Annotated in this window: 9 protein-coding genes; 6 read left to right on the forward strand and 3 right to left on the reverse strand. The window is 56.1% G+C overall.

The genetic code is table 11. The annotated features are described in order from the left end of the window. Nucleotides 1–8: 8 nt before the first annotated feature. Nucleotides 9–2,906, reverse strand: a complete 2,898-nt coding sequence (locus XX99_RS24635; RefSeq protein ID WP_050062068.1) for a TonB-dependent receptor — start codon at nucleotides 2,904–2,906, stop codon at nucleotides 9–11. Between the two features lie 248 nt (nucleotides 2,907–3,154). Here XX99_RS24635 and XX99_RS24640 point away from each other — a divergent pair, with 248 nt between their 5' ends. Together XX99_RS24640 and XX99_RS24645 are read left to right on the forward strand one after the other, a co-directional pair. Beyond that, nucleotides 3,155–3,886: a response regulator transcription factor gene (locus tag XX99_RS24640; protein WP_050062069.1), complete on the forward strand. Its 732-nt coding sequence runs from the start codon at nucleotides 3,155–3,157 to the stop codon at nucleotides 3,884–3,886. A gap of 44 nt (nucleotides 3,887–3,930) precedes the next feature. Further along, nucleotides 3,931–5,325, forward strand: coding sequence for a sensor histidine kinase (locus XX99_RS24645; RefSeq protein ID WP_184084606.1), 1,395 nt, complete (start codon nucleotides 3,931–3,933; stop codon nucleotides 5,323–5,325). 66 nt (nucleotides 5,326–5,391) lie between these two features. On the opposite strand, the gene XX99_RS24650 is transcribed toward XX99_RS24645, so the two are convergent. Next, nucleotides 5,392–6,264, reverse strand: coding sequence for an NmrA family NAD(P)-binding protein (locus XX99_RS24650; protein ID WP_050062071.1), 873 nt, complete (start codon nucleotides 6,262–6,264; stop codon nucleotides 5,392–5,394). A gap of 120 nt (nucleotides 6,265–6,384) precedes the next feature. Beyond that, nucleotides 6,385–6,735 (reverse strand): hypothetical protein, encoded by a 351-nt coding sequence (locus XX99_RS24655; RefSeq protein WP_156186204.1) that lies wholly within the window; start codon nucleotides 6,733–6,735, stop codon nucleotides 6,385–6,387. Nucleotides 6,736–6,835: 100 nt separating this feature from the next. On the opposite strand from XX99_RS24655, the gene XX99_RS24660 reads away from it, so the two are divergent. The 4 genes from XX99_RS24660 to XX99_RS24680 all read left to right on the forward strand — a co-directional run bounded on the left by XX99_RS24660 (nucleotide 6,836) and on the right by XX99_RS24680 (nucleotide 13,426). Next, a complete protein-coding gene (locus tag XX99_RS24660) occupies nucleotides 6,836–7,771 on the forward strand; it encodes a LysR family transcriptional regulator (RefSeq protein ID WP_050062073.1) in 936 nt (311 codons plus the stop codon). Nucleotides 7,772–8,333: 562 nt separating this feature from the next. After that, on the forward strand, nucleotides 8,334–10,430 hold the full coding sequence (locus XX99_RS24665) for a glycoside hydrolase family 3 N-terminal domain-containing protein (RefSeq protein WP_050062074.1): 2,097 nt from the start codon (nucleotides 8,334–8,336) through the stop codon (nucleotides 10,428–10,430). A gap of 231 nt (nucleotides 10,431–10,661) precedes the next feature. Further along, the gene (locus XX99_RS24670; RefSeq protein WP_050062075.1) at nucleotides 10,662–11,699 is read left to right on the forward strand and encodes a glycosyl hydrolase family 18 protein; all 1,038 of its coding nucleotides are present in this window, start codon (nucleotides 10,662–10,664) and stop codon (nucleotides 11,697–11,699) included. Nucleotides 11,700–12,316: 617 nt separating this feature from the next. Further along, complete coding sequence (locus XX99_RS24680) at nucleotides 12,317–13,426, forward strand: DNA topoisomerase IB (protein WP_231581602.1); 1,110 nt, start codon at nucleotides 12,317–12,319, stop codon at nucleotides 13,424–13,426. Nucleotides 13,427–13,507: the final 81 nt, after the last annotated feature.

Consider the following 13,507-nt stretch of genomic DNA (forward strand, 5'->3'; position numbering starts at 1 on the left):
CCATACAGTTATTCGTGGTGCAGTGTCCACTTAATGCCCAACGAGTAGGTCGGCTTGTAATATTCGCGCTGAGCTACGAACCGTGTACTTCCGTTGAAGAAGCCGAACACTTCATTGTTCATGTTCTCTCCGGAGGCCAGGACAGTGAACCCTTTGAAGGCGTAGTAGCTTGCCTGCGCATCGACTTGAGTATGGGAGTAGAAGTAGTTATCTCCGTTTGGCCCAGTCACTCCGAATGGGACAGCTCCCGGCCCGGTGCTCTGATATTGGTACGCAAAGATATTCGCACTGTTGTGAGAGATACCAACGGTCACCAACGCTCGTTTGGTAGCGTAAGCCGGAGAAATGTTCCAGGAAAATGGCGCCTGGCCCACCAGTTGAGGATTGTCCGAACGGTTGACGATGTTGTAGTTCTTCGAATTCGTGTATGCGAAGTTTGTGATCAGGCGGGCTCCGGAAAGAATTCCAGGCAGATAAGTGAAGTGCTGCTGGAAGGCCACTTCGACGCCCTGCACATAAGCGTGATCGCCATTGACCTCCTGCTGGATCTGGTCGTTTGGATATTGCTGGTAGTAGGTAGAACCTGGCCCAACGATCGCGTTTTCAGGATAGATCGGCTTGGTAATCTGTTTATAGAAATACCCGGCCTCCAGCATGCCAACGGCGGGGAGATACCGCTCGTAAAGCAGGTCGTAATCGTTGGCGTGCTCGGCCACCAGGGCCGTGTTTCCGACCTGAATGAGGTCCTGTCCTGTCGATCCGCCCCCCTGAGTGAAAACGGTATACGGGACAAGTTGATACGGATCGGGCCGGGAGATGCCGCGCCCGTAGACAGCACGGATATCGGAATCCTTATCGATGTTATAGCGAAGCTGAATGCTCGGGAGGGGATTCACATAGGAGCCGCTGCCATGCTGTGGCGTCGTAGTGGCTGTACCATCCGCGTTGATGGCTACCAGGTATCCGGTGTTAGAAGTCGTCGTTCCTTCAATGCGAAGACCAGTCTGAAGATGAATGCGGCTACCTAGCTCCAGGGTATTCATGACGTAACCTGCTGACACCCGTTCCTGCAGGTTGTAGTTGGCAGCGTCCGATGCCTCCTGGGTTGCAACGATATCCAGGGGAAGGGCGGACGGATTGGCTCGGAGATAGGAAACGATGCTGTCGAAGTCCGTGACCCGCGGCAGGTAATAGCTGCCGCTGTAGTAGTGGTTGTTGATGAAGCTGCTTAAGAATTGGCTCTCGAAAGGAAAGGAGGCTGCTCCAGTGTTTGGGCCTGCGTCATAGGTCGGTGAATATGCATCCTGGCCTTTGTGCTCGTTGCGAAACTGCCCGCCGAATTCAAACGTTGAAGCGTATGTGCCGAGATGGTAATTGGCTCCATAAGCCGCATTCGCCTGCAAATTGAGCTGAGTCGCTTTTCCCGACGTGAGATTGATATCCGAAAGTTGATACTGGGTAGGGTCGGTTGCGGCATCGGTCGGATTGACGCATGTAAACTGCGGGCGATAAACGCTGATCGTCGCCGTGGGATTGTAACCACAATCCGGATTGGAGGCCGTGCTGCTGAAGTCCGCTCCGGGGTTTCCGGCCGCACCCCCAAAACGCGAGTGCGCAACTGCGATCTGGTAGTGGAGGAATGAAGTGCTGAAAACTTGATTGCCACCCATGGCGAGGTCCGCAATCTGGAGGTTGGGACGGCGAACGCTGGTGTGATAGGAAGAGCTGCCGGTGAAGGGTGGCGTGGGTCCGGAATTCTTGTAGTCGTACTCGTACTTCTGCCCATAATCGCGGAAGTTAGAGAACAGCCCGTGAACGAAAAGGTCGGAGGCTTCATTCAGTCTGTAATCGAGAGCGCCGGCGAAACCGTACCTGGTTCGGTCATAGAGATACTCACGTTCGCTTAACTTATCGAATGTCTCAGTGGTCGGATTGCCGTTGACATCGGTATTGAAATCCGGAGCAGGCTCGATATCATCGATGCCGCGCGCATTGGCGTCGTAGCTGTATCCGAGCTCGAGCCCGAAACGCTTTCCGAAACTGGCATTGGGTCCAAAGCGAAAGCCCGTCGACGCGTTGACCAGGCCCACGTCGCGGCCGTTAGCGATTTGCGTATAGCCCCCTACCGACTCCAGCGAGAACGTAGGCTCATCGCCGATGGCTTGCTTGATACGCAGATCTACGGATCCTCCGATCGCATCGCCATCCTGATTCGCAGATAGCGTCTTGTTGATTGCAACAGAGCCGACCAGGTCGGCTGGAACAGTATCGAGGTCGACCTGACGAACTTCAGGATCAGGTCCCGGGACGATTACTCCGTCGATAGTGGTGTTGCTGAGGCGGGGCTCGGTGCCTCGAATCTGTACATATTGACCTTCGCCTTCATTGCGCTGCAGCGTTACTCCAGGCAGGCGTCCCACTGCATCAGCGATGTTGGCGTTTGGCAGCGACTGGATCTGCGCATCTGTTTCGACGTTCAGAATGTTCGCGGAGGTACGCTGTTCATTGATGGCCGAGGCATCGCCGAGGAGTTGGGCATTCACCACCACCTGCTGGTTACTGGAAGCGATTTTCAGCGTCGCATTTAACTGCGCATTTTGACCGGCCACAACAGCGATCGTATAAATCGATTCGGAGAATCCTACATAAGAAATAGACACGCTATAAGTTCCGGGCTTGAGGTCGGCGATGGAGAAATTACCCTGAGCGTCAGTAGACACGCTGGCCCCGCCAGGCTGCAGCACAATCTTGGCACTTTGCAACACAGCTCCGCCACTATCGGAGACGACACCGCTAACAGTGCCTGTAGTTGCAGGAGCCTCTCTGGCGGTGGTCGCGGCCCCGGCCATAATCGAAAGAATGATCATCGTAAGCAGAAGAGGAAGACGAATGGCCTTGCCGAACATAAATCTCCTTCATGCGGCCCGCATCAGATTGGCGGAGCCGTCGGTGAGATGCAATGGATCCCGGAGGACAACTTCGCTGAGCAGCAACGCCGCGCAATGTTGCAAGGCTGAAATTAAGGGGCTAAGTTAACGGCTTGTTAAGCAAGGGATGAAACTTTTCTAAGGTTGGACCGGATGCCGTGCCTTCGCGGCGGGGTTTGTGTTGGAATGAGTGCATCCTCGCAAGTTTCGCAGGAGAATTATCCACAATGCGCATTCTGGTAATCGAAGATGAAGCTCGTATGCTGCATCTTCTCAACAAGGGATTGACGGAGCACGGCCATGAAGTCACGTTAGCGGCAGACGGAGCCGAAGGCTTGAAAGTGACTCTCGATCGTGAGTTCGATGTCGTCTTGTTGGATGTGGGTTTGCCTCGTTTGAACGGCTTCGATGTCGCGCAGGTGCTGCGCGAGCGAAAGTGCGCCGCTTCTATCATGATGTTGACTGCCTATAACAAGGAAGATGATATCGTCTGCGGGCTGAACCTGGGTGCGGACGATTATCTGACCAAACCCTTTTCCTTCCCCGAACTGCTGGCACGGCTGCGCGCGGTGACTCGGCCCGCGCCGGAGCCGATAGCGCTAACGTTCACAATCGGAGATTTGCTGGTTGATAGAGTTCAGCATAAAGTCATGCGCGGCGGGCGGCCGATCGATCTCACGCGCAACGAACATCTGTTACTTGAGTTTCTGGCGCAAGAGTCTCCAAGGGTAGTTTCTAGGAGCACGTTGATCGAGGGCATTTGGAAAGAGCACAAAGAGGTTACTGCTGGAGCGCTGGATGTGCTGGTGAACGCTCTCAGAGGCAAGATCGACGCCCATTTTTCTAGCGGGCTGCTGCATACCGTAAGAGGTAGCGGCTATGCATTACGGGCGGAGCAACAAGAGGTGGGCACGGGGCCACTGACTCCTTTAACACAGATGCGAGGACAGGCGATATGAGATCGATGCCCATTCGGATACGCTTGACTCTCTGGTATGGAGCCATGTTCGCGACCGCCGCAATCATGCTCAGCATCACGAGTTTTTATATGCTTCGCCACAGCTTACTGGCCACAGAAGATCATGAGCTCCAGGAGCGAGCCGAGGACGTGCAGCTTTTGCTGACACAGCTTGGGCCGGAAGCATCTCCTATGCTCCTCCGGCAGAAATTCGCGGAAATATACAAAGTCAAGGACGATGGCAAGTATCTGCAGGTTCTTGATCAAGAAGGCGCTTGGATCTTCCGTTCCAAACGCATGATCGAATCGGGTTTGTACCCCGGGCCACCTGCTGGCTTACCACACCAGGGAAGCGTCACTCAGTTTCATCAAGGGACCCGGTATGTGCGCGCGCTAGCCTATCCAATCGCGGCCAATGGGCGCGCGTACTCGGTACAAACGGGCCTGGCTATGAACAAGTCCATGGTCCTGCTATCCGCTTTTCTCACGGAGCTGTTATGGCTCACCCCGGCCGTCATCGTTCTGGCGGCAGCCGGCGGACATTTCATGGCGCGGAAAGCGCTTGCTCCGGTGGCTGCAATCGCGGTGGAAACTCGCCGTATCAATGACCGCAATTTGAATATCCGCCTACCCATCTCCGCTACGAGCGATGAAATCTCGCAGCTCTCGGAGACCCTCAACCAGATGCTCGAGCGGGTGGAGTCTGGCGTGCGCAGCATTCGAGACTTCACCGCCAACGCGGCGCATGAACTGCGTACCCCGCTTGCGTTGATCCGCACCGAGGTCGAAGTTGCGCTTTCTATGCCCCGCCGCGGAGATGAATTTCGTGAAGCCTGCGAGCAGGTCCAGCTGGAAACCGTTCGAATGACTACTCTCATCGACAGCCTGCTGATGCTAGCGCGAGTTGACGCTGGCACTGAAGCCCTCCGATTCGAGACGCTCGAAGGCTGTGAAGTCCTCAGACGGCTTGCGGAAAAATGGAAGAACGCGGTCCGCTCGGCCGGCCTGGAACTAGAGGTCGAACTGCTGACTCAACCAGCATTCGTGGTCGCCGACCACAGCAGCTTACAGCGTCTGCTCACCGCACTTCTCGATAACGCCATCCGCTATACACCGGTGGGCGGCTCAGTAGTTCTGCGGATAGCGCGCGCAAATGGCCGTGTAATGTTTTCGGTCCAAGATACCGGCATTGGCATCGCTCCTGAACATCAGGCGCGCATTTTCGATCGATTTTATCGCGTCGACAACATTGGAGGAGCATCTAGGGGTTCGGGGCTCGGATTGTCCCTCGCCCAAGGCATCGCCCAACAGCACGATGCCCTTTTATGTGTTGAAAGCGCAGCGGGAAGAGGAAGTTGTTTTCATTTCTCTCTTCCCGAATATTTAAAGCCCGCCGCCACGCATGAACGAGCATTGACACTTGCTGGCGTCAGAAGCTGATGCTGCGCAGGTATGGAAGCTCCTCGGGTAGACGTGATTATGCCCGAAGAAAATGTTCTTATAGAATTAATTTTGGGTTACCAGCTGAGTTATCACCTCACGAAGCGGCGTTGCCCCATCGACATGTTCTGTCCCGGATACACCGAAGTGAATCCATCCGGAGTTGAATCCATCGACCATCTCTGCCCGAGGCGCCGTCCGCCCCTCCGGCATCCCTTGTGAAACCCATAACGTCTCCCATTCCGCTCTGGGAACGGCGATCGCCTCGACCGGATGCCCAACAGCATCCGCGAAAGCATCTGCTATGTCGAGAGGGCTGTAGCCCTTCGGGCCTGCAACTTCAATATGGCGAATTCCGGTCCAACTCTGGGTGAGCACCTTTGCACCCACCATGCCAATGTCCGCGGTCGCAACCAGAGGAAACTTCCGGTCGAGCGGATCAAGCTGAAACATCACCTTGCCTTCATCCCGCGCGCTTGCTACGTCACCGGCGGAGTTTTCAAAGAACCAGCCGGCGCGCAGAAAGGCATGAGAGAACGAAAGATCGCCCAACGTCTCTTCGAGGAGATGTGAGCTTGTGATTAAACCCAATCCACTGGCCTGCTCGGCTCCGATGGAGGAAAGATAAACCGCCTTCGGAGGCAGAGCTCTTGAGAGTGCTTCATGCAGAACCTTCAGCGTCGCCTTGGTTTCAAGAAAGCCGGGCGCCGGCGCGAAGTTTGGAGGAACCATCACGAACACGCCAGCGACACCGGTGAACGCTGCCGTAAGAGCATCCACGTCGTCGTAGTCGGCTTGGAAGAGCTCCGCACCTTGCTTCTGCCACTCCGCCGCTTTCTCGATATTCCTTACGATCCCTCGAACCTTCTCGCCCTTTGCAAGAAGCGTGCTTGCAACGGCGCCGCCTACCTTCCCGGTGATTCCCATAACTGCATACATATTGATATCTCCTGGTTTCTTTTGTTGTTTTCATTGTTATCGGTGACATCTGCCAGCTGAAGTCGCGTCTGTCACCAAAAGATTCGTATCGAGCCTGCTACTCGGGCAGCGCGATACCACTCAGACGTTCGCAGATCGCGAGCAGTCGATCTTGCCTGGCAACGTCGTGTGCCGCTGATCCGGAGTGTTGAGAACCTTGACGTCCTTCGAGTTCGAATACCAGGCGGGCCAGTCCTCTGCATCGACGAGATTCGGGAAAGCGATCTCACATCTGGCGTGAATGTCGATCTCATTGTGTGCAGACAGGTCCGCATGCTCGGGCTCGAAGCCCCTGGACCAGTGAATCTGGTTGTCGCGCTGCGCACCGTCGCCGTTCAGTGTAGGTCCCTGATGTGCCGGCGCCTGCGCATAACCGTTCATGCTGAATATTGCCGCAGCGAGTAGCGCTGCCCATCTTCTAAGAATCTCCATGTTCCTTCCCCTTCTCGGTGCTTCCACTTATCAGACTCACGGGGATTGATTCGGAATCAATCTTCTCTGCATTTCAGTTATAACCAATTAGCATAGGTTCATGAGTTTCGATGACCGCCTCCTGAATGGCGTGAGCGCACTTGCAGCCGTGGTGAGATCCGGCGGCTTCGCGGCCGCGGCGAGGTCCTTGAACGTCTCCCAGCCAGGCATCAGCCGTGCTGTAGCCCGGCTCGAGGCGCAGGTTGGAATTCGGCTCCTGGAGCGGACGACGCGCTCTGTCTCCCTGACGGACGAAGGCAGGCGGTTTTACGAGACCATTGGCCCGATAGTCTCCGCGCTCGAAGACGCCACGTCCGCTCTAGCCGACGGGAAAGTCACCGTTCGGGGACGACTCCGCGTCAACATGGACCCTTACTTCTCGCAGCTCATTCTCGGGCCGCAACTCAGTGGATTTCTCAAAGCATATCCGGAGCTAAAGGTGGACCTCATCACCCGGGAGAGCCTCGGAGATCTGATCTCGGATGGATACGATCTGGGAATTCGCTTCGGCGAGCCGCGTCCATCCACACTCGTTGCTCGAAGATTGCTGGACACCAGAGTGCTTACCGTAGCCTCGCCCGGCTACTTGAAGAAACACGGCCACCCTACCGACCCGCAGCAACTGATCGCGGAACAGCATCGGTTGATCGACTTTCGCGACCCGGAGACGGGCCGTCCCTTCGAGTGGGCATTTCGCAAAGGCCGCCGGGAGATCAAGGTCGAGACGCAAAGCCAGCTCATGTTGAGTGACGTCGCGACCATGCACGCGGTGTGTCTGGCAGGATATGGAATCGCTCAAGTTCTCGCACTTGGCGTGGACGCCCATCTCTCGAGCGGACGGCTGGTGCTCCTCTTTCCGGATTGGGAAGAGGAGCGTTTCCCTCTCTATGTCTACTATCCCTCGCGCCAATATCTCGCGCCGAAGACACGCGCGTTTCTTGAGTTCCTGACTGCAACGGTCCAGGCCTCGCACTCGCGCCAAACAACTGCAGGCTGAATTTCAAATTTGGCGCGCTCGCAGCACGCGCTCTCGCTATCGCAGGTCATACCGTTTACGCCAGTATGCGTGAGACGGCTGGGCGCAATGCCGCACAGGTGGAGGCAGCGAAGCAGTCCGCTACAGAAAACAGCGTAAGACCATGTGACCAGCGTTGTCGATGACAACGTCGAGATGGCCGTCTTTCTCGACGATCGTTTTGATGGCCTGGTCGGCTTATTCCCACGGTTCGGAGATTGTCAACGGAGTTGCAGATCGTGTTCGTACCGAAATGTATCGCAACATCGGCCTGTCAGATTTACTGACTCCTGCTATCTCTCAGTCCTGCTTCGAGCGGGTGGAGAGGAGGCTATGCGATAGCATCAGGAACAGGCAGGACAACTACAAGATGAGAGTCTCGATTCAGCTCCATATGCGTGTGCGTAAAGCCGCGTGGCGGCGTTTGGCAGCAGCAGCGTTGTTTGTTTCACCATATTTGGCTGGTGCACAAGCCAAAGAAAAATTGAAATATCAAGATGTCCGAATTCCCTTAGAACAGCGGGTAAATGACCTGCTGTCGCGTATGACGATTCAAGAAAAAGTGCGTCAGCTCGACATGTATTCAAGCGCGCGGGAGATTGTGAGCGCGCATACCGATGACACGCACGCCGCTCTGGATGCCACCTTCGTTCCGGAAAAAGCTGAGTCTATTTGGGGAGATCTTGGAGTCGGCGCCGTTCATGATCTGAATCCAAACCCGGAGCAGGCAAATGCTATCCAGAAATGGGTGATCTCGCACAACAGGCTTGGTATCCCCGCGCTCTTTATTGAGGAGGGACTGCACGGCTACGACACGGGAACAGTGTTTCCTGCGCCGATTGGATTGGCCGGCACGTGGGATCCGGAAGTGGCGCGCGAGACGGGCGCAGCCATCGCAGCGGAAGCGCGGTCGCACGGAGTCGGCATGATCCTGGGTCCGGTGCTGGATCTCGCGCGCGATCCACGCTGGGGCCGTGTGGAGGAGGATTTCGGCGAGGATACCTATCTCACCGGACAATTCGGCCTGGCTTACGTGCAGGGCATGCAGGGCGAGACATTGGCGAGCGACCACACGGCAGTGGCCGAGCCAAAACACTTCGTGGGACACGGCTCTCCAGAAGGCGGGGAGAATACATCGCCCGTTCACATGGGCGAGCGCGAGATGCGCACTGAAATGCTGGCGGCTTTCGAGCCCGCATTCCGTCAAGGGCATGCCATGAGCACCATGGCTGCATATCACGAAATCGACGGTATTCCGATGACAGCGGACCCATTGGTGCTGAAGCAGATTCTCCGCGGCGAGTGGGGCTTTCAAGGCTTCGTTCTATCCGATCTCGGGGCCATTCGCAGGCTTTATGAAGATCATCGCGTCGCATCCTCTCCCCAAGCTGCGTCATGCCTGGCTATCCGTTCAGGTGTCGATATGCAGTTCTATGATTTCGACCACGCTGTTTTCCAGAAAGCACTGATCGATTGCGTGCACGACGGCACACTGGCTTCAGCCGATCTCGATCGCGCGGTTCGTAGCGTACTGCGCGTGAAGTTCATCCTGGGGCTTTTCGATCGTCCGTACGTTGATCCAACGCTCATGTCACGCGCCGAACGCACCCCCGAGCATCTTGCACTCTCGCTGCGCTCCGCCCGCGAGTCGATGACGCTGCTCAAGAACGACGGAAATTTACTACCTCTCGCCAAGACCACAAAACACATCGCCGTCATCGGCCCGAACGGAAACATCGCGCGCTATGGAGACTATGAGCGTGAGGCGAACGGCAAACACGTGAGCCTGTTCGACGGCATCCGAGAAGAGGCGCCGGACGCGCTCGTCACTTTTGACGAAGGGAAGGATATTTCCGCGGCAGTCGCGATAGCCAAACAGTCCGACATCGTGATTCTGGGTCTGGGAGAGTGGCAGGGGGTGGAGGGCGAGGGTTTCGATCGTACGAACCTCGATCTTCCAGGAAATCAGGAGGCTCTGCTCGAGGCGATTGTTGCAATCGGTAAACCAGCCGTGCTCGTGCTGGAAAACGGAAGGCCGCTAACGATCCGGTGGGCCAAACAGCATGTTCGCGCCATTCTTGAGGCCTGGTATCCGGGTGAGCTCGGTGGTCAGGCTATCGCGGAGACGCTCTTTGGAGACAACAACCCGGCAGGCCGCCTTACGATTACCTTCCCGGCGAGCACTGGCCAATTGCCGGCGTATTACAGCGCGGATCCGTCCCGCGTACACAAGTACGTCGATGATGACGGCAAGCCGCTATTTCCCTTCGGATGGGGATTGAGCTATACGACCTTCCGCTACGATCGCCTGACGGCAACGCATTCAACGCTCAAATCAGGCCAAAGCGTACACGTAACGGTAGATGTGACAAATACGGGATCTCAGGACGGAGACGATGTGGTGCAGCTCTACCTGAGGCGAGACTATAGCAGCGTGGAAACTCCAGGGAGAGAACTCAAAGGCTTCACGCGCATCCACCTAAAAGCTGGAGAGACGAAAACTGTTTCATTCGACTTACCGCAGGAGAGCCTGCAGATCTGGAACACAGATCGCAATTGGGTTGTGGAACCTGGAGGCTACACGCTTTGGGCCGGTGGCTCATCCGAAGCCACGCTTCAGACCATGTTTCAACTTCGTTAGTATGCTCGCCGCAAACTGGTCCAGCAGGCTAATCACTGAAAATCGATTGCCTGCTGGCCTGCCCTTTCTCCTTTCCCGCCCCTTTCTAAAATAAGTTGACAAAGTCCCGCGGCTCCGCATATACATGCTGCTACGCCGCGAGTCGGTGCTCTTGAGTCCTCGAAAGCCTCCGTTCACCAACCGGCGAAAAAGTAGTTTCTGCAGTTCCAAATCCCTCTTGGAGATCATCCTTTGATCGCTCGTCGTAAGCTCTCGTCCATCACCGGGCTAGCTACCGCAGCCCTGCTCACGCTCTCTGGCAGCAGCATCTTCGCTCAGGGATGGCCGTCGCAATTCCCAAAGCCCGCTCCAAAACTGGTCGGCTACCTGCCCGATTACGATGGCAGCTATGCCGGCTTCGCCAAGTCTCTCGACTTCTCGAAGATGACTCACCTCTACTTTGCCTTCGTGAACCCGCCATTCTGTAACGGGACATGTACCGCCAGCAGCGACATGACTTTCTCGCTCGGACAAACGGATGCCGACATCAAGACTCTGGTCGATGCCGCCCATAAGGCGGGCACAAAAGTCGTCGCCTCCATCGGCGGCGGTGGTGGTGACCAGCAGATCCTGCAGTTTTATAATGCCGGCCTGTCGAAGCAGCTTGTCCACTCACTCGACCAATGGGTTCGTGAGCATAATTTGGACGGCGTGGATCTCGATATCGAAGACCCCAACAACATGGGCCAGCCATATGAAGAGTTCACGAAGACTCTCATCGAGACCTTTCATCCGGAGGGCAAGGTCGTAACCGCCGCCGTCGCCGAGTACCTGCAGAGCGCGATGCCCGATGCCGCCCTGCACATGTTCGACTTCATCAACATCATGAACTACTCGAACTATGATGATGCCGTGACGGCGCTGACTTACTACTCCGAAACCAAGAAGGTCCCGAAGGAGAAGATGACGCTCGGCGTGCCATTCTTTGCGCAGAGCGGAGACGGCAATATTGAGGAGACTTATGCCACCGTGCTGGCGGCGTACCCAGACGCGTGGGACCACGACATGGTCTCGGGCGGAAGTCTCGATGGAGGCGTGACCCTCTACTACGTGGGGCAAGCCAGCATGGCTCGTCAGACGGAGCTAGGGAAGCAGTATGGAGGCATCATGATCTGGGAATTGTCGCAGGACGTCTCCGGTCCGCATTCACTCTACAAGGTGATCGAAGACAACTTCCCGAAGAAGAGGCCTGAACCATGGGGACCGTGGGGATTCTCGCTCGGTCGATAAGACCGCCGAAGCTGCCTGAGATAAAGGGCCTCTGCTAGACGCTGTTATAAAACAAAGCATTTAGATGCAGAAGGCGCTCCATTTCAAGGAGCGCCTTCTGCATTTGTGGCGGGTTCACACATTTCCCCTCATGAGTCGCTCAGTGTTTACAAATCTGGAGTGTATCGACAGAAGCCAGTGCCGAGACACATCACGCTACATCGTGCATCTCCCTGTCATCAAAAGAAAAGGTGGTGCAGCCGCGAGTCCCAGAGCACCTGCCAACCACAGCAATGCGATCCATTTTGAGGTCTTTTCCTTTGCAAAGAAACTTCGCTCGCCGATTGCGCGGAGCCGGTGCAGAAGAGTGCCGGAGGTAAGAAAGAGTGCTGCTTTAACCAAAGCGTGACCGACAAAGTAGACCATCATGACGGTAAACGTCAACGGTCCCCAAAGGCGATCGCTGGAGTCGATTTCAAAACCACGCCGGAGTAGCTAGAGGCCGGTCTGCAGGGTTTTTCGTGCTTCGATCCTGACTATCGATTTGCGATAGTTATCCGCGGTCGGGCTTTAATTGGCATCCAATCAACCAGACCACGCGTTAGCACTGCATGTCGCTCTTGGATAATTCTTCGACCGTGAATTCAGCAGTAGCCGTTACCGACCCGGTGCAATCCGCAAAAGACGCGGGCCTTCGCTACGTTTCCGATCTTCAGCCGGGAATCGTCAGAAAGCGGCATGGAAAGGGATTTCGCTATGTCGGCCCGGATGGAAAGCCGGTGCGCGACCGCGAGGTTCTGCAGCGTATTCAGTCGCTCGTGATCCCTCCGGCCTGGACCGATGTATGGATATCCACCAGCCCCAAGGGACATCTGCAAGCGACCGGGCGCGATGCAAAAGGAAGAAAGCAGAGCCGGTATCATCCTCGCTGGCGCGAGGTGCGCGACGAGACGAAGTACGAGCGTATGCTGATTTTTGGAGCCGCTCTTCCCGCACTTCGAGAGCACGTCGTTCAGGATTTGGGCGTGCCTGGAATGCCCCGCCGCAAGGTGCTCGCGACTATCGCGCGGCTCATGGAAACGACGCTGATCCGGGTGGGCAACGAGGAATACGCCCGGGCGAATCACTCTTATGGCCTCACCACCATGCGCGTCCGCCACGTAGAAGTGGAGGGATCCACTGTCACTTTCAAATTCCAGGGCAAGAGTGGCGTTCGCCATACGATCGACATCAATGATCGCCGCATCGCGAAGATCATCCGGCGCTGCCAGGATCTGCCGGGCTATGAACTTTTTCAATACGTCGACAGCGATGGCGAACAACATTCGATTGACTCGGCGGACGTAAACGAGTATCTGCGCGAGATCAGCGGCCAGGACTTCACCGCGAAGGATTTTCGCACCTGGGCGGGAACGGTACTCGCCTGCATGACTTTACGCGCGTTCGATGCATTTGAATCGGATACACAGGCAAAGAAGAACGTCGTATGTGCGATCAAGGAGGTAGCCGCCAAGCTGGGGAACACGCCTTCGGTATGCAGAAAGTGCTACGTGCATCCGGCCGTGCTGGAGTGCTATCTGAGCGGCTCGATGGCAGAAATACTGAAGAAGAAGTTGAGCGCGAAGCCCGAAAACTTCACCCTCTCGCTCGCAAATGAAGAGCTGGCGGTGCTGCGTCTCTTACGGAACACAGCTACAGAAAATGGAGTTCGCGCTCGGAGACCCTCCAGGCGCAAAGCAGTTTCCTGACGGGTGGATTGGACACTGCACGGTACAGTTTTCCTGTGAGCCGCTTCGCGATATTCACGGGCATGAACAGTTTCCGCCATA

Origin of the sequence: Silvibacterium bohemicum (genome assembly GCF_001006305.1) — a bacterium.
GTDB classification, from domain to species: Bacteria; Acidobacteriota; Terriglobia; order Terriglobales; family Acidobacteriaceae; genus Silvibacterium; species Silvibacterium bohemicum.